This is a genomic window from Nocardia brasiliensis (assembly GCF_042691675.1).
GTDB lineage: Bacteria > Actinomycetota > Actinomycetes > Mycobacteriales > Mycobacteriaceae > Nocardia > Nocardia brasiliensis_D.
In genome coordinates this window covers 8,281,991-8,303,965 of record NZ_CP170507.1, presented here as the reverse complement: position 1 = coordinate 8,303,965, position 21,975 = coordinate 8,281,991, and the positions used below count along the sequence as shown (strand labels likewise).

Sequence of the window (21,975 nt, the reverse complement as noted above, 5' to 3'; positions counted from 1 at the left end):
GGTCAAGCCGCTGGGCTCACCGACATCTCCACGTGCATGCCCGCTGCGGTGACCATGTTGACAAGGGCATCCAAGCTGAACAAATGAACTTTGCCGCGCATCAGATCGGAAACCCGAGGCTGCGTCACACCCAACCGGTCAGCGGCGGCGATCTGTGTCCACCCCTGCGACGTAATCCGTTCCGTCAGTTCGATCATCAGCCGTGACCGCAGCCGCATGTTCTCGGCTTCCTGTGGGGTGTCCTCGATCGCATCCCACACGCTGGCGAACGTATCGTCCGTCATCAGCGCTCTCCTTCCTTGATCTGCTCCGTTCAACGTGGTCTCGAGCCCGTGGATTGGAAGGCGATGCCCAGGTCGTCCAACGCGGTCGCGACGAACTTGATCGGTTTCACGAGCCAGGACTATATAAAATTATGTATAACAGAGTGCCGCAATCGACCAAATCCGACGGTCGCTGTGCTCAGTCGGATCAGGGGGTGCGGGCGGTGCTGGTCGGGTCGATCAGGATTTTGGCGTGGTGGGCCGGGTCGGCGAGGGTGGCGAAGGCGGTTTCGATGCCGTCGAGGCCTACGGTGCCGGTGATCAAGGGGGTGGGGTCTACCTTGCCGTCGGCGAGCATGTGCAGGGTGTCGCGGAATTCGCCGGGGTCGTAGCCGAGGACGAAGCGGAGTTCGATTTCCTTGTTGATGGCCATGGCCGGATGGATGCGGTCGGCTTCCATGCAGACGCCGACGACTACCACCCGGGACAGCGGCGGTGCCGCGGTGAGGATGTGGTCGAGAATCCCTGGGATACCGACACATTCGAAGATCACCGGGCCGGACGGGCCCGCGTTCAAGGTGTGCGCGAAGCGGAAGGCGTACCACCAGGGCACCTTCGGGACGCGGCGCAGCAGGTCCATGGTGTCGAAGCCGAGGCTGAGAATGTCGGTGACACCCTTGATCCGGCCGCGCTCCGGCGCGGCGGTCCATGGGGAGTCGGTGTTGGGGTCGACCACCACGTCCGCGCCGCACGCGGACGCGAGTTCCCGGCGGCGCGGGGAGAAGTCGCTGGCCACCACGGTGCGCACGCCCGCTGCCCGCAACATGCAGATCACCGCGAGGCCGATGGGTCCGCACCCGATCACGAATGCGGTCTGGCCCTTGCCGACTCGGCCCCGGCGTACCGCGTGCCAGGCCACCGCCATGGGTTCGGTGAGCGCGGCATGTTCGGCGGACAGTCCGTTCGGCACCGGCATGGTCATCGATTCCTGGACCACCACCTGCTCGGCATAGGCGCCGGGCGCCTGGGCCGACAGACCGGTCAGGTGCGGCTGCTTGCCGTGCCGCACGATCGGCAGCGCCACCACCGGCGTGCCCGGCTTCCAGCGCTTCCGGCAGCCCGGCCCGTATTCGACTACCTCACCACTGAATTCGTGTCCGAGCACCACCCGCTGCTCGGCCCGCATGAACGCGTCGTAGCCGGTGGCCACGGCCAGGTCCGCCATCTCGTCGGCATGGGTGCGGGCATGCAGATCGGAACCGCAGATGCCGCACCGCGATACGTTGATCAGCACCTGCCCGCGCCCCGGTACCGGCGTCGGCAGGTCGGTGACCTCGAATTCGGCGTTGGTGACGACGGCAGCCCTCATGGCGAACTCCTCGAATCGACAATGGTGCGATCAGACGGCCGCGAGTGCGTCTCCGGTGGCGCGGCGGTCGTAAGCGTTACGGGCTGCGGCGATTTCGTTCTGATGGCTCTCGGTCCAGGTGACCAGTGCCTTGATCGTAGTGTGCAGGCTGGCGCCGAGCGGGGTGAGCGCGTAGTCCACCCGGGGCGGCACTGTCGGGTACACAGTGCGTTCGACCAGGCCGTCGCGTTCGAGGTGGCGCAGCGTGCGGGTGAGCATCCGCTGGCTCACGCCGTCGATCTTGCGCTTCAACTCGGTGAAACGCAGACTCCGCTGATCCAGCAGCGCGATCACCAGTAGCGACCATTTGTCGGCGACGCGATCGAGGATCTGGCGCACCTCGCAGTCGACCCTGGTGTCCCACTGGAGAACGTCGTAGTCAGCGGCGGTATCCCCGCAGTGCCCCGGTGACTTCGAAGTGCCTTCTTCCATGGTGGTCGATTCTGCCCCAGACTTGCCCTCGGTATCAAGAGGTAACCGACCCCACTGTGGGGAACCTAGTCTGTTTGGGGAGTCGTGATGGTGAAATCCAGAGCCGCCGAGGTCTTTACGGAGATGTCCGGCCGGGCCTGGGGCGTGCTCGCGGTGTTGTGCGGTGCGATATTCCTGGAGGGCATCGATGTCGCGATGCTCAATGTGGCGCTGCCGTCGATCCGGGCCGAACTCGGCCTGTCCACCGGGATGCTCAGCGGTGTGGTGTCCGCCTACGTGCTCGGCTACGGCGGATTCGTGCTGCTCGGCGGCCGCGCCGCCGACCTGCTCGGCCGCCGGCGGATGTTCCTGTTCTGGCTGACCGTATTCCTTGTCTTCTCCGGCCTCGGCGGCTTCGCTACCACCGGGTGGATGCTGTTGACCGCCCGTTTCGTGACCGGGGTGGCCGCGGCCTTCCTCGCACCCGCCGGACTATCCCTGATCACCACGAACTTCGCTGCGGGCCGGGTGCGGGACAAGGCGCTGATGTTCTACGCGGGTGTCGCGGCGGGCGGTTTCTCGCTCGGCATGGTGGTCGGTGGACTGTTGACCGCGTTCGGCTGGCGCTGGGTGTTCTTCGTTCCGGTGCTGGTTTCGGCCGTGCTGTTGGTGGCGGCGTTCGCGCTTGTCCGGGATTCCGGTGTGCCGGAACGCGTTCGGGGCGGCTTCGATCTGCTCGGCGCGCTCGGCGTGACCGGTGCGATGCTGCTGCTCGTCTATGGCGTCGTCCGGCTGGAACACCCCGGTGACGGTCCGGCACTGACCGCCGCGACCTTCCTCGCGGGTGCGGCGGTGCTGGCACTGTTCATCGTGAACGAGCGGCGCGCCACCGCACCGCTGGTCCGGCTCGGCATCCTGCGGTCGGCTTCGCTGGTGCGCACGAATCTGGTCGCGGTGCTGTTCATCGGTTCGTTCATGGGGTTCCAGTTTCTGGCGACGCTGTACTTCCAGGAGTTGCGGGGCTGGAGCACGGTGCAGACCGGCCTGGCGATGGCGGTGCTCGGCCTGGACGCCGTGCTGGCGCCGCTGCTGACGCCCTGGTTCGTGCGCAAGTTCGGCAATGTGCGGGTGATCCTCGGTGGTGCGGTGATCGCGGCGCTGGCTTACGCGCTGTTCCTGCCGACCGATCTCGACCGGGCGTACCTCGCGATGCTTCCGACGATGCTGCTGCTGGCGATCGCCTTCGCCCTCGTCTACGGTCCGCTGACGATCGCGGGTACCGACGATATCGCGGCCGAGGAGCACGGCTTGGCCGGTGGATTGCTCTACACCGCAATCCAATTCGGCGCGGCGCTGGGCATTTCGGTGGTGACCGCCGTGAATGTGGCGGCGGTCGACGCGGGCAAGGTCGGGATGGATGGGTTGCGCACCGCGCTGATCGTTCCGGTCGTCGCCGCGGTCCTGGCGAGCGTGATCGCCGCGACCGGCCTGCGCCGCGGTGCGGTTCGAGTGACCGATGCGGCCCCCGAACAACTCGTCCACGCCTGAGCGTCGGCTTCAGCCGAAGGCCGAGATCGAGTCGGGACTACCCAGCGGAGTCTTCCGGCTCGATCTCGGCATTCACCCGAATCGCGGACACGTTCGAGTGAGCCGCCGAATCAGAGCAGCACACCAGGATTCAGAATTCCTGCCGGGTCGAGGGCGGACTTGGCCGCACGCAATGCGAGCGCGAACGGTTCCGGGCGCTGCCGGTCGTACCACGGCCGGTGGTCCCGGCCCACCGCGTGATGGTGCGTGATGGTGCCGCCCGCTGCCGACAGTGCCTCCGAGACAGCGGTTTTGATCTCATCCCACTGGGCAACCGTGCTGCCCCACCGCCCGGCGGCGTAGATGCCGAAATAGGGTGCGGGACCGTCCGGATAGACGTGGGTGAACCGGCAGGTGACCACGCCGGTCGCGCCGACCGCGCGGATCGCCTCGTTCGCCGCGGTGGTCACGGCGGCTTTCAGTGTCTCGAATTTGTCCCAGGTGCAGGCGGTTTCGAAGGTTTCGGTGATCATCGACTGCGCCGCGAGGGCGTCGCGCTGGTAGGGCATTCGCAGGAAGGACGAGCGCCAGGTGTCGGCGGCCCCGCCGGTGCGGGCGTCGGTGCCCGAATCCGAATAACGCACCGGTTCCGGCAGCGTGCCGCCGTGCGCCGCGGCGATGTCGACGGCCCGTTCCATCCAGGGGCGCGTCGGGTGATCCGCGGATTCGAAGCCGATTACCAGCACCCCGCCCGCGGTCGCCGCGCCCGCGTTGAGGAATGCCTCGGCGGGATCGAGCAGTCGGCAGTTGGTCGGGTACAGGCCGGACTGCGCGATGGCGCGGGTAGCGGCGACCGCGTGGCCATAGTCGTCGAAGTGCACCGAAGCCGTTGCGCGCCAACGCGGCCGGTCTTGCAAACGCACCCAGGCCTCGGTGATCACGCCGAGGGTTCCCTCGGAGCCGAGGAACATCCGATCGGGTGCGGGTCCGGCGCCGGAGCCGGGTAACCGGCGAGATTCGCTGATGCCCGCCGGGGTCACCACCCGCATCGACTCGACGAGATCATCGATGTGGGTATACAACGTCGCGAAGTGCCCACCGGCCCGGGTGGCCAGCCAACCACCGAGTGTGGAGAATTCGAACGATTGCGGAAAATGCCGCAGGGTCAGCTTCGCTTCGCGCAGTTGGTCTTCCAGCGCCGGCCCGAACACCCCGGCCTGAATCCGCGCCGCGCGACTGGTGGTATCGATCTCCAGCACCCGATCGAGTGCCCCCAGGTCGAGACTTACCGCTCCGGCGAAATCACGGTCGAACCGTGGCTCTATGCCGCCCACCACGGAAGTGCCGCCGCCGAACGGGATTACGGCGATATCGGCGCGACTCGCCCAGTCGAGCACATCGACGATATCGGCTTCGCGCCGCGGCCGGACCACGAGATCGGGCGGAGTGCCCACGTCGCCCAGCAGATTCCGCACCACATCGCGGAAGGCTTGCCCGTGCGCGTGCGCCGCACGATCGGCCGGGTCCACCGAAACCAGCCCGGCCAGCGCGTCCGGCGCGGCGATCCGCGGTTCCGGCAGCGCGAGCGAGGCGATGGCCGGTGGCTCGTGCGGGGTCAGATCGGCGCCGGGCAGGATCGCCGCGACCCGCGCCGTCAGCGCCGCCCGCTCCGCCCCGACCACCGCATCCTCGACATTCCACCAACCCCACCATGACCGCGTCTTCGCAGACACTGGGCAACTCCTCTCCGCCGGGCTCACACCCGCCGCGCGTGCCATTGCACCATGAGTCGTCCGGCTCGGCCCGGTGTCGAAATCGCAACGGACCAGATTTGTGCCCCGGTTCGGGAATGATCCGCGCCGGTCAGCCGTTGAGCTATTCGACAACATTGAGTGTGTCGGACTCAAGTTTGAGTTGACCTCGGGGATAATCGAGGGCAGGATTGAGCCGACCACGCTCAGCGTTGCTGGGACCGTGCTCCGTCGGGTGCTTGGGGCGAGGTCCCGCGGCACAGGGAGACCTGACCGCAGGGCGACATTCGCCCGGCACCGACACCCATAAGTACGTCAAATAGGAGGAACAACAATGGCTCGTGCGGTCGGAATCGACCTCGGGACCACGAACTCGGTCGTCGCCGTACTCGAAGGCGGAGAACCGGTCGTCGTCGCCAACTCGGAAGGATCGCGCACCACCCCGTCGATCGTCGCCTTCGCGAAGAACGGCGAGGTACTGGTCGGCCAGCCGGCCAAGAACCAGGCCGTCACCAACGTCGACCGCACCATTCGCTCGGTCAAGCGCCACATCGGCACCGACTGGTCCGTCGAGATCGATGGCAAGAAGTACACCCCGCAGGAAATCAGCGCGCGCACTCTGATGAAGCTGAAGCGCGACGCGGAGGCCTACCTCGGTGAGGAGATCACCGACGCCGTCATCACCGTTCCCGCGTACTTCGAGGACGCCCAGCGGCAGGCCACCAAGGAAGCCGGCCAGATCGCGGGCCTGAACGTGCTGCGCATCGTCAACGAGCCCACCGCGGCCGCGCTGGCGTACGGCTTGGACAAGGGCGACAAGGAACAGACCATCCTGGTCTTCGACCTCGGTGGCGGCACCTTCGACGTCTCGCTGCTGGAAATCGGCGAGGGCGTCGTCGAGGTCCGCGCCACCTCCGGCGACAACCACCTCGGTGGTGACGACTGGGACGAGCGCGTCGTCGCCTGGCTGGTCGACAAGTTCAAGGCCAGTGCCGGCATCGATCTGACCAAGGACAAGATGGCGATGCAGCGGCTGCGTGAGGCCGCCGAGAAGGCGAAGATCGAGCTCAGCTCCTCGCAGAGCACCTCGATCAACCTGCCCTACATCACTGTCGACGCGGACAAGAACCCGTTGTTCCTCGACGAGCAGCTGACCCGGGCCGAATTCCAGAAGATCACCTCGGACCTGCTCGACCGCACCCGTGCGCCGTTCCAGTCCGTGATCAAGGACGCGGGCATCAACGTCGCCGACATCGACCACGTCGTGCTCGTCGGTGGCTCCACCCGTATGCCCGCCGTTTCCGACCTGGTCAAGGAACTGACCGGTGGTCGTGAGCCGAACAAGGGCGTGAACCCGGACGAGGTCGTCGCCGTCGGCGCCGCGCTGCAGGCCGGTGTGCTCAAGGGTGAGGTCAAGGACGTCCTGCTGCTCGATGTGACCCCGCTGTCGCTGGGCATCGAGACCAAGGGTGGCGTGATGACCAAGCTCATCGAGCGCAACACCACCATCCCGACCAAGCGTTCGGAGACCTTCACCACGGCCGACGACAACCAGCCGTCGGTGCAGATCCAGGTGTTCCAGGGTGAGCGCGAGATCGCCTCGCACAACAAGCTGCTCGGCTCCTTCGAGCTGACCGGCATCCCGCCGGCCCCGCGCGGCGTGCCGCAGATCGAGGTCACCTTCGACATCGACGCCAACGGCATCGTGCACGTGACCGCGAAGGACAAGGGCACCGGCAAGGAGAACACGATCAAGATCCAGGACGGCTCCGGCCTGTCCAAGGAGGAGATCGACCGGATGGTCAAGGACGCCGAGGCGCACGCCGCCGAGGACAAGGCCCGCCGCGAGGAGGCCGAGACCCGCAACCAGGCCGAGTCGCTGGTGCACCAGACCGAGAAGTTCATCAAGGACAACGAGGACAAGGTCCCCTCGGACATCAAGTCCAAGGTCGAGGCGGCCATCGCCGAGGCGAACGAGGCGCTCAAGGGCACCGACATCGCCGCGGTCAAGGCGGCCGTCGAGAAGTTGGCGACCGAGTCGCAGGCACTGGGCCAGGCCATCTACGAGGCGTCCGCCAGTGATGCGGCCGCGTCGACCAATGGCTCGTCGGCCACCGACGCCGACGACCAGGTCGTGGATGCCGAAGTTGTGGATGAACCGGTCGACACGGAGAAGAAGTGACCCACGGCAACAATTCGGAGCAGCGCGACTCCGAGCAAGAGCCGATCACCTTCGTGGACAATCGCAAGATTGATCCGGAGGAGCGGAACCCGCGCAGCGACCAGCCGGCGCAGCCGGGTGACGTGCGTGAGCCCGCGGCGGCCGACGGTGCCGCCGCGGGGCCCGAGCCGGACGGCGGAAACGGTGCGGCCGGGGCGGACGTCCTGGCCGACACCATCAGCGGCGAGCTCGCCGAGCGCACCGCCGACCTGCAGCGGCTGACCGCGGAATACGCCAACTACCGGCGCCGGGTCGAACGCGACCGGAAGACCGCGATCGACACCGCCAAGGCCGCCGTGGTCACCGAATTGCTCGGCGTGCTCGACGATCTCGATCGGGCCAGGGCGCACGGAGACCTGGACGCCGGACCGCTCAAGTCGGTGGCCGACAAGCTGGCCACCGCGCTGCACAAGCAGGGACTGGAGGAATTCGGTTCGGCGGGTGAGCCTTTCGACCCGACCCTGCACGAGGCCGTGCAGCACGAGGGTTCCGGGCACGATCCGGTGATCGGCGTCGTCATGCGTAAGGGCTATCGGTTCGGCGAACGGGTGCTTCGGCACGCGCTCGTCGGGGTCACCGATGGCGCGGCAGATCAGGGTGTGGACGAGCAGCCCGCAGCCGATCAGGCAGAGGCATCGGACGCTGATGCCGACGCGAACAAACACTGAGGTCGCGGCGCGAGCGTCGGGGCCGGCGGTAGCGCAGCGCGACCTCCGAAGGCCGCGCGAACGCCGCACATCTGACACTGCGAGAGGAGGAGATATCCGGTGAGTCAACGGGAGTGGATCGAAAAGGACTTCTACAAAGAGCTGGGTGTCTCCTCCACTGCCTCGCAGGACGAGATCAAGAAGGCGTACCGCAAGCTCGCTCGCGACCTGCATCCGGACGCCAATCCCGGTGATACCAAAGCCGAGGAGCGGTTCAAGACCGTCAGCGAAGCGCACGCGGTGCTGTCGGATCCGGCCAAGCGCAAAGAGTACGACGAAACCCGCAAGCTGTTCGCGGGTGGCGGATACCCGCGCGGCGGGTTCACCCCCGGTGCGGGCGGTGGCTTCTCGCAGGACTTCAACATCGGCGACATCTTCGGCGGCGCGAGCGCCGGCGACGGTGGCCTCGGTGACCTGCTCGGCGGCCTGTTCAACCGGGGCGGCACCCGCACCACCAGCCGGCCGCGGCGTGGGGCCGACGTGGAGACCGAGACGACCCTCGGTTTCCGGGAGGCCGCGCAGGGCGTCACGGTTCCGCTGCGGATGACCAGTCCGTCGCCGTGTACCACGTGTCACGGCAGCGGCGCCAAGCCGGGTACCAGCCCGCGAGTGTGTCCGCACTGCAACGGAACCGGCGTGGTCAGCCGCAACCAGGGCGCGTTCGGCTTCAGCGAGCCGTGCGACGACTGCCGGGGCACCGGCTCGATCATCGACGACCCGTGCGTCGACTGCCACGGCAGCGGCATCCAGAACCGCACGCGCACCATCACGGTGCGGATTCCGCCGGGAGTCAGTGACGGACAACGGATTCGGCTGGCCGGACAGGGCGAGGCGGGCCTGCGCGGGGCGCCTTCGGGTGACCTGTTCGTCAGCGTGCACGTCAGCCAGGACAAGGTCTTCGGCCGCAACGGCGACGACCTGACCCTGGTGTTGCCGGTCAGCTACAGCGAATTGGTGCTCGGCACAACGGTTTCCGTGCCGACCCTGGACGGGCGTGTCGGCGTCAAGGTGCCTCCGGGCACCGCGGACGGCCGCATCCTCCGGGTGCGCGGCCGTGGCGTGCCCAAGCGCGGCGGCGGCGCCGGTGACCTGCTGGTCACCGTCAAGGTCGCGGTACCGCAGAAACTGGACGACAATGCGGCCGAGGCGCTACGGCGCTATGCGGAGGCGGAGAAGGCCAGCGGATTCGATCCACGGGCAGGATGGGCAGGTGCTTGATGTCCAATGATCCGAAGCAGGCGTCCGGCGGGTCGCGTGCCGAGTTCTTCATGATCTCGGTGGCGGCCCAGCTGGCGGGCATGCACGCGCAGACCTTGCGCACCTATGACCGGCTGGGATTGGTTACCCCACAACGCACTTCGGGCGGCGGGCGACGCTATTCGGCCAGGGACGTCGAGCTGCTGCGCGAGGTGCAGCGGCTGTCCCAGGACGAGGGCGTCAATCTGGCGGGCATCAAGCGCATCATCGAACTCACCAACCAGGTCGAGGAATTGCAGCAGCGCGTCGCCGAACTATCGGCCGAGCTGGACCGGCTGCGAGCGGGCTATCGGCCCGATCTTTCGCCGCCGCAACGCAGTACCGCACTGGTGGTGTGGAAACCGCGTAATCGCCGTGGTGTTTGAGCGATCAACCGTGGCGCAACAATACTGAATACGGCTGGCAAACAATCGGGCCCGTGGCCTCGGTACACGCATAGTGATCCGAGGTCACGGGCCCGAAGCTGGGTCTATGCAGTGGTTTCCGCAGGGTAGCCGACCGTAAGCCGAGACGTGGACGCGACAGCGCCGCGGGGCGGCCGGTTTCGATGATCGGTGACCCGTCACATTTCACCGCGCGCCCCGGCGGCGGTGCGGATGCCGGTTGCTCGGTCGAATCCGTCGGCCGTTCGGCGATGTTGCCGTGAGGTCGCTCCGAAGCTCTTATCGGAGCGAAACTTTCACAGCGAGTCTTGCATATTCGGTGTATCTGTGACCGATATAACCGTTTGTTACGGTCTTTCAGTCTGTTTCATCGGCGTTTTGCGCCGTGTGTCCTCGTTTAACCGGAATTACACGCTTGTTGTTTAAACAGAGGATTCCGTAGCTGGCAAACCTCGCCTACACTCCTTGGCAACGGCTGCTGACGAGTGTCCCGCAGCACCACACTCGCCGGCACAGTTTGTGTTCGAGTGCGAAATGGGGTTGTGACACAAATGGATTCGCGGACTGTCGCTTTGATCAGAACTACGTTCAAGGCGGTTGCTGCGGAGGAAGGGGGGCCGGAGAAATTAGCGCGATCGTTCTACGCGATCCTATTCACCGACTACCCCCAAGTCCGCGATTTCTTCCCAGCAGCCATGGATGCACAGCGAGATCGCCTTGTCAAGGCCATCTCCTACGCGTTGGACCGGCTCGAGGAGCCGAACAAGTTATTGCCGTTCCTTGCCCAGCTCGGGCGTGATCATCGCAAATACGGTGTGCAACCTGCGCATTACACGGCGGTCGCCGTCTCGCTGAAGACCGCCATGCGGGTGTTCGCCGGCACCGAAATGTGGACCGACGAGGTCGACCGGGCGTGGGACGAGGGCCTGAAGATCATCGGCGACACCATGATCGGTGCCGCGGAGAAGGAAACCACCCCGCCGGTATGGACCGGCACCGTCGTGGAACGCCGCGAAGTACTGCGCAATTTGACCGTAGTGCGGTTGCAGCTGGACCAGCCGATGCAATACGCCGCCGGTCAATACCTGAGCGTGCAGATCCCGTCCCGGCCGCGAATGTGGCGCTACATGTCGCCCGCGGTGCCCGCGAATGCCAACGGGGAGATCGAATTCCACGTTCGCGCCGTGCTCGGTGGCTGGGTCAGCTCCGCCATTGTCGGCCAGACCGCCGTCGGCGATCAGTGGCTGCTCGGCTCCCCGCTCGGCGGCCTCGGCATCCCGCGCAATACCAAGCGCAAGATGCTGATGGTCGGCTGCGGCACCGGCATCGCGCCGCTACGCGCCCAACTGATGGCGATGGCGCAGCGGCGGACCAACCCGAAGGTGCACCTGTTCGTCGGCGGCCACCATCCGTGCGACCTCTACGACCTGGACACCCTCAACAGCCTGGCCGTCGCCAACCGCTGGCTGACCGTGACGCCGGTGACCGAACACGACGAAAACCCTTGGTGGTATACCGATTCCGGCGAATTGGCGCCCGCCTACGCGGGCTTGGAGCCACGGCTGACCGGCCAGATCGGCAAGGTGGTCGCCAGCTTCGGCGCCTGGGCCGACCGGGATGTGCAGATCGTCGGCTCGCCCTCGATGGTGCAGACCACCAAGTTCCGCATGATGGCCGCGGGGACGCTCACCAAGAACATCCGCCACGACCCCCTGTTCTGACCGGCCGTCCGGGATTTCGACCCCTCCCGTTATCCCGGACTCCGCCGGAATCCGGTCGCGCCCAGTACCGCGGCCGGATTCCGGCGAGTACGGCGGTGCCTATAATCCTTCGAATTGGATTCGCTCCGGCGGGGTTCCGGTGGCGAGCAGCTGATCGACCGTGGCATTGACCATCGCGGGCGAGCCGCATACCAGCACCTGATGATTCTCGAACGCCCCGTGCGAGCCGACGACCTCGGCCAAGGTGCCGTAGAGCATCTCGTCCGGCGGGAAGCCGATGGCGACGCGGCTGCGCTCGTACCACTCGTCTTCCCAGCCGGGATCGTCCGGGCTCTCCACCACGGGAATGACGGTGAGCCAAGGCAATTCACCGGCTAGTAGGTACAGCATGTCCGAGGCGTACAGGTCACGCGGGGTGTGGCCACCGAAGAAGAGGTAGGTGCGCGGCGGTTCCGGCTCGCGCGCCAGGTCCAGGATCTGCGCCCGCATCGGGGCCAGCCCGGTGCCGCCCGCGATCATCACCACTTCGTCACCCGCCGGGTCGACCGCGAAGGTCCCGAGGGGTGCGCGGATCCGCCATTCGTCGCCGGGCCGGGTGTCGGCCACGATCGACCCGCTGCACCAGCCGCCGGGCACGGTGCGCACATGGAATTCGAGCTTGCCGTCCAGCGACGGCGGCAGGGCCGGGGACAATCTGCGTCGCATGCTCGGTTGCTGCGGCACCGTGACCTCGACGGACTGGCCCGCGATGAACGGGACGAATTCGCCGATCAGCCGGATCACCGCGAGATCGTGCCGGATTCGATGGTGCCCGACCACGGTTGCGGTCCACTCGGGCGGCTGATGTGCGCCGTTGCCCAGCGCGCTCGGGTCCCGCGGCGTCCTACCCGCCCCACCGACTCCGTCGGCTGCCGTCCCCATAGGACCCTCCTTCATCACACAGGGTCGGAGCTGATGATGTGCTCCGGAGTACCGACCGCGATCAACGCACGTCGGGTGTCCGCGATCATCTTCGCCGACCCGGCGATCTGGATCTGCCGGTCCGCCCACGCGCCGAAGCTCGCGACCACGGCGCCCAGGTTACCGATCAACCGGCGGTGCATGCCGTATGGCTCTTCCTGTGGGGGATGGGGATACCACCACGGATTGGTCTTCTGCTCGCAGACCGGAACGATGGTGAGCCACGGATTACTCTGCGAGAGCTGCCACATGTTCTCGACGTCGTAGAGGTCGCACGGGTAGCGGCCGCCGATGAAGAAGTGCACCCGAGGGTTGATGCCGCGCTGGCCCATCTCGATCAACTGAGCCCGCAAGGGCGCGATGCCGGTGCCCGCGCCGATCATCAGCACATCGCGACCGCTGTCCCGGTCGACGTGCAATCCGCCGAGTGGTCCCGCGATCTGCCAGCGGTCGCCGACCCTGGTCTCGTTCACGATGGCGGGGCTCACCCAGCCGCCGCGGATCTTGCGGATGTGGAATTCGATCTCGCCGTACGGGTTCGCGGGGATGGCCGGGGAGAAGTAGCGCCACATCTTCGGGCGCTGCGGCACCGTGAGGGGCACGTATTGTCCGGCCTGGTAGGGGATCGGGCTCTCGGATTGCAGCCGCACGATGGCCAGGTCCTCCAGCACCCGGCGATGGCCGACCACGGTCGCCTCCCAGTACGGCTGAGATTTGTCGGAATTCGCGCCGATCGCCATGGACGCGGAGATCAGGATGGTGATGTCGCGCCAGCCCTCCTCCAGACCCCGGTGCCAGGCCGCGCCGTTGTAGGCGCGGAACGCGGAGAGCAAGGCCCGACCGGCGGCGTCGTAGTGTGCCGCGTCGACCCCGTATTTGCGATGGTCGCGAGCCAGCTGCTCCAGGAACTTCTGCGCCCGGTCCCAGTCCTCCAGATGATCGAGCACGTACTGGATGGCGGTGCAGACCCGCTTGGCCTGCATATCCATCGCCGGCGGGAAGAGTTCACGCAGTTGCGGGTTCTCGGCGAACAAATGACCGTAGAACGCACTGACCAACCGCTCGGGTCCGTTCGGTGCCTCGATCACCGAACGGAAGTTGGCGCGGACCAGCGCAGCCGAACGCGCATCCACGACGTGGAGCTTCCTTTCCCTCAGTTCTGCCCGGGGACGTACCCGTAACCGGCGGTCCTCCGCCGACCAGTATCCCTGAAAATGCCATGGTCGTGTTGGTTAGGACCTGAAGACCGGGCCAAACGGTAATCGGTCGGCAAACGGGTGGTGTTGCGGCCCTGCCGTCGAGATCACACCTCGGTCGTCGGGCGCCGTGCCCGACACCGAGGCCGGTCGGCAACGCCTTCAGATGGCGAGCACGGTTTTGCCGCGAGCGCCGGATGCGCCGATGACGGCCGCGCCGTCGGCCAGCGGGACGGTCGCGTCGATCGGGACCACCACATCGCCCTCGGCCACCCGTTCCAGTAGCCGCGCCAATTCCGGTGCGCCGCCGGTGGATTCGATATTGCCGCCGTGCAGGCCCTTCTTCCGCAGCAGATTCTCGTCGGTGGAAAAGATGGTGGAGTAGACGGTGCCGCCGTCGCGCACCAGGCCGATCAGTTCGGCTAGTGCCGCGGGCGGGCTGACCAGGTCGTAGAGGAGGTCGATGCCCGCGGGGTGGGCAGCCGCGACCTGTTCGCGCACCGAGCCCGCGGTGTAGTCGACGGTCTCCGCGGCGCCGAGCCTGGTCATCTGGTCGGCGACCTCGCCGCGGGCGGTGGCGATGACATGCGCGCCCGCGATGTTCGCCAGTTGGACGAGGAACGAGCCGACGCCGCCGGTGGCGCCGACGATCAGCACGGTCTGCCCCGGCTCGATCTTGGTGGCATCCACGATGTCCTGCGCGGTGACGCCCGCGATGGGTAGCGCGGCGGCCGCCACGGTCGGGACACCCTCCGGAATACGCGCCAGAATGCCGGTCTCCGGGATCACCGCGTACTCGGCGAAGCTGCCGTGGCCCACCGGCGGCGTGAGGAACTTGCCGACCACCCGGTCGCCGACGGCGAACCGGCTGACGCCGGGGCCGACCGTGCCGATGGTGCCCGCGCCGTCCACCCCGAGGATCATCGGAAAGTCGTGCGGCAGCTTGCCATCCAGTATTCCGCCGGCCATCTTCGCGTCGAACGGATTGACGCCTGCCGCCGCCATTTGCACCCGCACCATCCCGGGTCCGGGTTCGGGGACCGGCATGTCGGCCAACTCGGGCGTCGCTCCGAACTTCCGTACGACAATCGCGCGCATCCATTCGCTCCTTGATCGGGCTGAAGAGTGATGCATCAACTAACGGCCATGGTCATCGTATGCATCCATACCCCATGGACGCTGTGATTCATCGCATTGGACGGGTGTCGCGGCGTACCGTTCATGGCGCGGCAAAATAACCAAACTTGAGCGGAACAGACTCAACCTTTCCATCGTTGGAGATAAGGAACGGCACGAAGCCGTGCGAAGGTTCGCGCGGATCAGGCTCCGGCGCCGTGACATCGACTAATAGAAAGGTGACTTGTGGACTCGTTCAATCCCACCACCAAGACTCAGGCGGCCCTGACCGCCGCACTGCAGGCGGCCTCCGCCGCGGGTAATCCGGAGATCCGTCCGGCCCACTTGCTGGTGGCGTTGCTGGACCAGACCGACGGCATCGCCGCCCCGCTGCTGAAGGCCGTCGGTGTCGATCCGGCGACGGTGCGACGCGAGGCCCAGGACATCGTGGACCGGCTGCCGCGCGCGACCGGCGCCACCACCACCCCGCAGCTCGGCCGCGAGGCACTGGCCGCGATCACCGCCGCCCAACACCTGGCCACCGAGCTGGGCGACGAGTACGTCTCCACCGAACACGTCATGGTCGGCCTGGCCAGCGGCGACTCGGACGTGACGATGCTGCTCATCAAGTACGGCGCGAGCGCCGACGCGCTGCGCGAGGCGTTCACCGCCGTACGTGGCAGCGCCAAGGTCACCAGCCCGGACCCCGAGGGCAGCTATCAGGCGCTGGAGAAGTACTCGACCAATCTCACCGAGGCGGCCCGCGCGGGCAAGCTCGATCCGGTGATCGGCCGGGACACCGAAATCCGGCGCGTTGTACAGGTTTTGAGTCGCCGCACCAAGAACAACCCGGTGCTCATCGGCGAGCCGGGCGTCGGCAAGACCGCGATCGTCGAGGGCCTGGCCCAACGCATCGTGGCCGGCGACGTGCCGGAGTCGTTGCGCGGCAAGTCCGTTGTCGCGCTCGACCTCGGTGCGATGGTGGCAGGCGCCAAGTACCGCGGCGAGTTCGAGGAGCGGCTCAAGGCCGTATTGGAAGACATCAAAAACAGTGCGGGACAGGTCATCACGTTCATCGATGAGCTGCACACCATCGTCGGCGCCGGGGCGACCGGGGAATCCGCGATGGACGCGGGCAACATGATCAAGCCGATGCTGGCGCGCGGTGAGCTGCGCATGGTCGGCGCGACCACGCTGGAGGAGTACCGCAAGCACATCGAGAAGGACGCCGCCCTGGAGCGCCGCTTCCAGCAGGTGTTCGTCGGCGAGCCGTCGGTGGAGGACACCATCGGCATCCTGCGCGGCATCAAGGAGCGCTACGAGGTGCACCACGGTGTGCGCATCACCGACTCCGCGCTGGTGGCCGCCGCCACCCTCAGCGACCGCTACATCACCTCCCGGTTCCTGCCGGACAAGGCGATCGACCTGGTCGACGAGTCGGCGTCCCGGCTGCGGATGGAAATCGACTCGCGCCCAGTGGAAATCGACGAGGTCGAGCGCGCGGTGCGGCGGTTGGAAATCGAAGAGGTCGCGCTGAGCAAGGAGACCGACGAGGCCTCCAAGCAACGACTGGAGAAGCTGCGTCAGGAACTGGCGGACGACCGCGAGAAGCTGAACCAGCTGATGACCCGCTGGCAGAACGAGAAGAGCGCCATCGATCAGGTCCGAGTCCTCAAGGAGGAGTTGGAAACCCTGCGTGGCGAGTCCGAGCGGGCCGAGCGCGACGGCGATCTCGGCAAGGCCGCCGAGCTGCGCTACGGCAAGATCCCGGCGCTGGAAAAGCAGCTCACCGAAGCCGAAAAGGTCTCCGGCGCGGCCTCCGACGGCGAAGTGATGCTCAAGGAGGAGGTCGGCCCCGACGATATCGCCGAGGTGGTGGCGTCGTGGACCGGTATCCCGGTGGGCAGGCTGCTGGAGGGCGAAACCCAGAAGCTGCTGCGGATGGAGCAGGAGCTCGGCAAGCGGGTGGTCGGCCAGACCGACGCCGTGCAGGCGGTGTCCGACGCGGTGCGCCGGGCGCGTGCCGGTGTCGCGGACCCGAACCGGCCGACCGGCTCGTTCATGTTCGTCGGACCGACCGGTGTCGGTAAGACGGAGCTGGCGAAGGCGTTGGCGGACTTCCTGTTCGACGACGAACGCGCCATGGTCCGGATCGACATGAGCGAATACAGCGAGAAGCACTCGGTGGCGCGTCTGGTCGGTGCCCCGCCCGGCTACGTCGGCTACGACCAGGGTGGTCAGCTGACCGAGGCGGTCCGGCGCAGGCCGTACACGGTGGTGCTGTTCGACGAGATCGAGAAGGCACACCCGGATGTGTTCGACATCCTGCTCGCCGTGCTCGACGAGGGACGGCTCACCGACGGCCAGGGCCGCACGGTGGACTTCCGCAACACCATCCTCATCCTGACCTCCAACCTGGGTGCGGGCGGCGATCGCGACTTCGTCATGAACGCGGTGCGTTCGGCATTCAAGCCGGAGTTCCTCAACCGCCTCGACGACGTGGTGATGTTCCACTCGCTCGACGAGGAACAGCTGGAACACATCGTCGACATCCAGCTCGACCAGCTGCAGAAGCGGCTGTCGCAGCGCAGGCTGAAGCTGGACGTCAGCGACTCGGCCCGGTTCTGGCTGGCCGTGCGCGGCTACGACCCGGTCTACGGTGCGCGGCCGCTGCGCAGGCTGGTGCAGCAGTCGATCGGTGACACCCTGGCCAAGGAGCTACTGGCGGGTGAGATCGCCGACGGCGACACCGTGCGGGTGACCACGAGCCCGGACGGCGACGGTCTGGTCGTCGGCAAGTAACCGGAACGGCCGGGAGTGTCCGGGGTATGTCGACCTGACTGCCGGACGGACGCTCCCGGCCTACCCTGGAGGCCATGACCAACCCGAACGATCCGTGGGGGCAGCGGCCGGAGGACGCACCGACCGAGCAGCATCCGGCGGGCAAGTCCGGGTTCGAGCAGCCCCAGCACACCGCGGAATACTCCGAGGCGTACGGGTCCGGGGCGCCCTCGGCGTATCCGGCGACCGAGCAGTTCGACCCATGGTCAGCGCCGCCGCCGAACGCCACTCGCGCGTTCCCGCCGCACGACAATCAATGGGGCGCCTACGAAAGCACCTACGGTGACCAGTGGTCGGGGGTCGCGCCGCCGCCGGGTGGTCCGGTCCCGCCCGGCGCGGGCATGCCGCCGCCGGAACAGCCGCCGCGCCGCAATACCGGCTTGTGGATCGCGCTCGGCCTCGGGGTCGTCGCGCTGGTCGCGGTGGCCGGTGTGGTCGGGGGAGTGCTGTTGGGCGGCAAGGATTCCGGGTCGACCAGTGCCGGGAGTACGTCGAGTTTCCCGACCGCGAACCGGCCGACCCCGGGAACACCACGCTCCGGCCAGCCCGGGCCGAGCGGGATGCCGAGCGTGCCCGGCCTCGGCGGCATCGACGATCTCGGCGCGACCATGGGCACCATCACCACCAACGACGGCGGCACACTCACCGTCAGCACCCTGCTCGGTTCCACGGTCACCGTGCACACCGACGCCAATACCCAAGTGATCTCGGTGTCCGGCAACAAGGTTTCCGATCTGCCCAGCGGAGACATCGTGTTGATCCAGGGGGAAAAGGCTCCGGACGGGTCCATTCAAGCCAAGGTCATCATCAGCACCGCCTTGCCGGGCGGCGTGCGATGAACGACCCGACAGATCAAGCCCGGGTGGCGTCGGGCATTCGCTCACTGACCTAGATAAGCTGGACACCGATGACGGCAATGTGGTTCGGCTTGGCGGCGATCGCACTCGTGGGTGCGATCGTGCTGCTGTATTTCGATCGGATCCAGCGACAGCGGACCGGTCACGCGCGGCAGGTCTGGGCGAAATCCCAGGGCTACACGTATGTGTCGGTGGAACCCGCGCTGCCCTCGACCTGGCGTCGGGGCGCGCTGGCCAAGCTCGGCTACCTCTCCGCGGTCGACGTGGTGTCCGGAATTCGCAAGGGCGAGAAGTTCGTGCTCTTCGATCTGGAGGACTCCGCGACCCTGATCGCGGTGCGCCGTCAGATCGGCTCGGACATCGATGTCGACATGCGGCTCAAGACCGCGTCGCCGCCGAAGGACGCCGATCTCGAACTACTCGGCGCCATCGGCGACCGGGTGGTTTTCGCGACCAACCCGGAAATCGCCAGGCACGCCGTCGATCAGCGGATGGTCGCGTTCATCGAGACGCTGCCCGACACCGTGCAGATGCTCTGGAGTGAGGGCAACTGGACGCTGGGCATGTTGTCCGTCGGCACCGCATCGCGCGACTGGGAAATCGCGATCGACGCGGTACTGCGCCTGTCCGGTCTGCTGCACGTGCTGCCGCCGGTCAGCGAGCCGCGCTTCGACAGCGGCGGTCACGATCCCGGCCGCCCGCGCCCGCGCGGCCGCCAGCGTCCGGCGGAGCCGGACGACGACGAGGACCTCGACGGACCCGTCGGCGCCGCCAGGGTCCAGCCGCCGCGGCTGCGCGAGGACGAGGAGTTCGACGAGCCACCCTTCGTCGAGCAGGCCTACGACGAGGACTTCGACGACGACCGCGCTCCGCTGTCCGCGCCGGACGAACCGGAAGCTCCGCGCCGCCCGTCGCTGGCGGTGGTGCCGGACGCGCGGGCCCGGGTCCGCGACGACCGCAGGACGGCCGACGAGCGGGCCCCTGAGCAGCGCGACGGCCGGTCGCCCGAACAGCGGGACAAGTGGGCGCCGGAGCAGCGCGAGGAATGGTCCCCGGCGCCGCGTAACGAGCGCTCCGCCGCGCGTGTGGAGCGGTCCGCCGACGAGTGGGCGGACGAGCAGCCCGATCGCCGCCCGGCGCCGCGCGAGGACGACCAGGCGGCCGAGCCGCCCGGTGGCCCGTTCCACCCCGGCTTCCGTCCGTATCAGGGACCTGTGCCGCAGTGATCGGCGGCGTCGGCCCCGTCGCACCCGTCCGATCGATCGAGCGCAGATGACCGAACACCCCGCGGTGGTGCAGTTCACCCGCGCACCTGTGCCGTCTATGATCGCCGCGGCCAAGGGATCGATCGTCAACCTCGCCGGCGTGGCCGGGGTGATCCCTGGCCGTGATACGTCGTCGCTGCCGACAGCGTTATGGCTGAGTGTCGACCAGGTAGCTGCCGGTTCCCTGCGTGATCTGGAGAAGGGCCGGGTGCTCAGTGTGCCCGGTGTGCAGTACAAAGCGCTCACTACCGTCGCCGGACTGATCCCGCGAACCCTGGCGGCCCGACTGAATCGCGGCTTGTTCAACGCACGCGGAAGGACTTAGGAATGATCGACGAGGCAACCAATAATCAAGCGGTCCTCGGTACCGGTTCCGGTGCCGACCGAGACAGATTGGCCGCGCTGGTGCGCGAGCTCGCCGTGGTGCACGGCAGAGTCACCTTGTCCTCGGGCAAGGAGGCCGACTACTACGTAGACCTGCGCCGCGCGACGCTGCACCACAGCGCGGGACCACTGATCGGCAAGCTGCTGCGCGAGCTGGTCGCGGACTGGGACTTCGACGCCGTCGGCGGGCTCACCATGGGCGCGGACCCGGTCGCGCTGGCGGTCATGCACGCGCCGGGCCGGCCGATCGACGCCTTCGTGGTGCGCAAGGCGGCCAAGACCCACGGCATGCAGCGGCAGATCGAGGGACCGAACATCGTCGGCAAGCGGGTGCTCGTCGTCGAGGACACCACGACCACCGGAAACTCGCCGCTCACCGCCGTGCGCGCGCTGCGCGACGCGGGGGCGATCGTGGTCGGAGTGGCCACCGTCGTGGACCGGGAAACCGGTGCCGACCAGGTGATCGCCGCCGAAGGACTGGAGTATCGCTCCATCCTCGGATTGAAGGATTTGGCCCTGGGATAGCCTGGACAGCGGTCTAGTTCTTCAAAGGCGAAGGGTCGTCTCCAGTGGTGAGCATTGCAATCAACAAGAATCGCGACAACGTTGCGATGCTCGGGATCGGTGCGTATCGGCCGCAGCGCGTCGTCAGCAACGACGAGGTGTGCAAGGTCCTCGACTCCACGCCGCAATGGATTTACGAGCGCACCGGTATCCGCAACCGGCGCTGGATCAGCGGCGACGAGACGCTGCAGTCGATCGCGGCTGCAGCGGGGGAGCGCGCGCTGGTCAACAGCGGCATCGACCGGTCCAAGATCGGCGCACTGATCCTGGCCACGTCGAGCTGGCTGATGCTGACCCCGCACGGCGCCCCCTCCATCGCGCATGACCTCGGTATCAACGGGATCCCCGCCTTCGACCTGACCTCCGGGTGTGGCGGTTTCGGGTATGGCCTCGGTGTGGCGGCCGATCTGATCCGGGCGGGCTCGGCCGAGTACGTGCTGCTGATCGGTGCCGAGACGATGACCGTCGGACTCGACCCGACCGACCGCGGCACCGCGATGATCTTCGGTGACGGTGCGGGCGCGGTGGTGGTCGGGCCGAGCGAGGAGAACGGCATCTCGCCGACGGTGTGGGGTAGCGACGGTGAGAACGCGGCCGCGATCGCGCAGGACGTCAATTTCCTCGACTACATGGAGAAGGCGCAGGCGATGCAGGGCACCGACCCGGCCGTCGAGCCGATCGGCCGGATGTCGCTGCGGATGGAGGGCCCCCGCGTCTTCCGGTGGGCGGCGGTCACGCTGCCGCGCGCGCTGTCCACCGCGTTGGAGAAGTCCGGGGTGGCGAAGGAGGACATCGAAGTGTTCGTCCCGCACCAGGCCAACGCGCGGATCAACGAGCTGATGAAGAAGAACCTCGGCCTGGCCGACGACATCCCGATGGCCAACGACATCGAGCAGACCGGCAATACCTCCGCCGCCTCCATTCCGCTGGCGATGGAGGAGATGCTGGTGACCGGCAAGGCCAAGGGTGGTCAGCTGGCGCTGCTGCTCGGCTTCGGCGCTGGGTTGAGCTATGCGGGTCAGGTCGTCACGTTGCCGCCCAAGCCGATCGAGCCGAGCTTCAGTGCCTGATTTGCGGCGCTCACGGGTCCCTACGTGGTTACGCAAGCTACCGCCTCCGGGCCCATCGCTCACGCCGCGCACA

Annotated in this window: 19 protein-coding genes; 12 read left to right on the top strand and 7 right to left on the bottom strand. The window is 67.2% G+C overall.

What is annotated here, in order from left to right; genetic code table 11:
• Positions 1-2: 2 nt before the first annotated feature.
• From ACFK0J_RS38305 to ACFK0J_RS38295, 3 genes are all read right to left on the bottom strand, one after another.
• Positions 3-284, bottom strand: a complete 282-nt coding sequence (locus ACFK0J_RS38305; protein ID WP_378734559.1) for a helix-turn-helix domain-containing protein — start codon at positions 282-284, stop codon at positions 3-5.
• 187 nt (positions 285-471) lie between these two features.
• Positions 472-1,632, bottom strand: a complete 1,161-nt coding sequence (locus tag ACFK0J_RS38300) for a zinc-binding dehydrogenase (RefSeq protein WP_378734557.1) — start codon at positions 1,630-1,632, stop codon at positions 472-474.
• 30 nt (positions 1,633-1,662) lie between these two features.
• On the bottom strand, positions 1,663-2,103 hold the full coding sequence (locus ACFK0J_RS38295; RefSeq protein ID WP_378734555.1) for a winged helix-turn-helix transcriptional regulator: 441 nt from the start codon (positions 2,101-2,103) through the stop codon (positions 1,663-1,665).
• Positions 2,104-2,190: 87 nt separating this feature from the next.
• Here ACFK0J_RS38295 and ACFK0J_RS38290 point away from each other — a divergent pair, with 87 nt between their 5' ends.
• Positions 2,191-3,630 carry an MFS transporter gene (locus ACFK0J_RS38290; RefSeq protein ID WP_378734553.1) on the top strand — a complete coding sequence of 480 codons (1,440 nt, stop codon included), beginning with the start codon at positions 2,191-2,193 and terminating at the stop codon, positions 3,628-3,630.
• Positions 3,631-3,740: 110 nt separating this feature from the next.
• Here ACFK0J_RS38290 and ACFK0J_RS38285 read toward each other — a convergent pair whose 3' ends face one another.
• The gene (locus ACFK0J_RS38285) at positions 3,741-5,387 is read right to left on the bottom strand and encodes an FAD-binding oxidoreductase (RefSeq protein WP_378734551.1); all 1,647 of its coding nucleotides are present in this window, start codon (positions 5,385-5,387) and stop codon (positions 3,741-3,743) included.
• 307 nt (positions 5,388-5,694) lie between these two features.
• Here ACFK0J_RS38285 and dnaK point away from each other — a divergent pair, with 307 nt between their 5' ends.
• The 5 genes from dnaK to ACFK0J_RS38260 all read left to right on the top strand — a co-directional run bounded on the left by dnaK (position 5,695) and on the right by ACFK0J_RS38260 (position 11,649).
• The gene (dnaK, locus tag ACFK0J_RS38280) at positions 5,695-7,542 is read left to right on the top strand and encodes a molecular chaperone DnaK (RefSeq protein WP_378734549.1); all 1,848 of its coding nucleotides are present in this window, start codon (positions 5,695-5,697) and stop codon (positions 7,540-7,542) included.
• Positions 7,539-8,249: a nucleotide exchange factor GrpE gene (grpE, locus tag ACFK0J_RS38275; RefSeq protein ID WP_378734547.1), complete on the top strand. Its 711-nt coding sequence runs from the start codon at positions 7,539-7,541 to the stop codon at positions 8,247-8,249. The genes dnaK and grpE overlap by 4 nt, the downstream gene beginning before the upstream one ends.
• 99 nt (positions 8,250-8,348) lie before the next feature.
• Positions 8,349-9,506: a molecular chaperone DnaJ gene (gene dnaJ / locus ACFK0J_RS38270; protein ID WP_378734545.1), complete on the top strand. Its 1,158-nt coding sequence runs from the start codon at positions 8,349-8,351 to the stop codon at positions 9,504-9,506.
• Positions 9,506-9,910, top strand: coding sequence for a heat shock protein transcriptional repressor HspR (locus tag ACFK0J_RS38265; RefSeq protein ID WP_378734543.1), 405 nt, complete (start codon positions 9,506-9,508; stop codon positions 9,908-9,910). The genes dnaJ and ACFK0J_RS38265 overlap by 1 nt, the downstream gene beginning before the upstream one ends.
• Before the next feature lie 569 nt (positions 9,911-10,479).
• On the top strand, positions 10,480-11,649 hold the full coding sequence (locus ACFK0J_RS38260; protein WP_378734541.1) for an FAD-binding oxidoreductase: 1,170 nt from the start codon (positions 10,480-10,482) through the stop codon (positions 11,647-11,649).
• 99 nt (positions 11,650-11,748) lie between these two features.
• Here the strand turns inward: ACFK0J_RS38260 and ACFK0J_RS38255 are convergent, their stop codons facing one another.
• The 3 genes from ACFK0J_RS38255 to ACFK0J_RS38245 all read right to left on the bottom strand — a co-directional run bounded on the left by ACFK0J_RS38255 (position 11,749) and on the right by ACFK0J_RS38245 (position 14,903).
• A complete protein-coding gene (locus ACFK0J_RS38255) occupies positions 11,749-12,570 on the bottom strand; it encodes an FAD-binding oxidoreductase (protein WP_246634241.1) in 822 nt (273 codons plus the stop codon).
• Positions 12,571-12,584: 14 nt separating this feature from the next.
• Complete coding sequence (locus ACFK0J_RS38250) at positions 12,585-13,742, bottom strand: FAD-binding oxidoreductase (protein ID WP_378734539.1); 1,158 nt, start codon at positions 13,740-13,742, stop codon at positions 12,585-12,587.
• Between the two features lie 225 nt (positions 13,743-13,967).
• The gene (locus ACFK0J_RS38245) at positions 13,968-14,903 is read right to left on the bottom strand and encodes an NADP-dependent oxidoreductase (RefSeq protein ID WP_378734537.1); all 936 of its coding nucleotides are present in this window, start codon (positions 14,901-14,903) and stop codon (positions 13,968-13,970) included.
• Between the two features lie 264 nt (positions 14,904-15,167).
• Between ACFK0J_RS38245 and clpB the strand changes: the two genes are divergently transcribed.
• From clpB to ACFK0J_RS38215, 6 genes are all read left to right on the top strand, one after another.
• Positions 15,168-17,723: an ATP-dependent chaperone ClpB gene (gene clpB / locus ACFK0J_RS38240; protein ID WP_378734535.1), complete on the top strand. Its 2,556-nt coding sequence runs from the start codon at positions 15,168-15,170 to the stop codon at positions 17,721-17,723.
• Positions 17,724-17,797: 74 nt separating this feature from the next.
• On the top strand, positions 17,798-18,601 hold the full coding sequence (locus ACFK0J_RS38235; RefSeq protein ID WP_378734534.1) for a DUF5666 domain-containing protein: 804 nt from the start codon (positions 17,798-17,800) through the stop codon (positions 18,599-18,601).
• 68 nt (positions 18,602-18,669) lie between these two features.
• Positions 18,670-19,845: a hypothetical protein gene (locus ACFK0J_RS38230; RefSeq protein ID WP_378734533.1), complete on the top strand. Its 1,176-nt coding sequence runs from the start codon at positions 18,670-18,672 to the stop codon at positions 19,843-19,845.
• Between the two features lie 46 nt (positions 19,846-19,891).
• Positions 19,892-20,209, top strand: a complete 318-nt coding sequence (locus ACFK0J_RS38225) for a hypothetical protein (RefSeq protein WP_378734532.1) — start codon at positions 19,892-19,894, stop codon at positions 20,207-20,209.
• 2 nt (positions 20,210-20,211) lie between these two features.
• Positions 20,212-20,793, top strand: coding sequence for an orotate phosphoribosyltransferase (pyrE, locus tag ACFK0J_RS38220; protein WP_218472163.1), 582 nt, complete (start codon positions 20,212-20,214; stop codon positions 20,791-20,793).
• A gap of 44 nt (positions 20,794-20,837) precedes the next feature.
• Positions 20,838-21,902 carry a beta-ketoacyl-ACP synthase 3 gene (locus tag ACFK0J_RS38215; protein ID WP_378734531.1) on the top strand — a complete coding sequence of 355 codons (1,065 nt, stop codon included), beginning with the start codon at positions 20,838-20,840 and terminating at the stop codon, positions 21,900-21,902.
• Positions 21,903-21,975 lie beyond the last annotated feature (73 nt).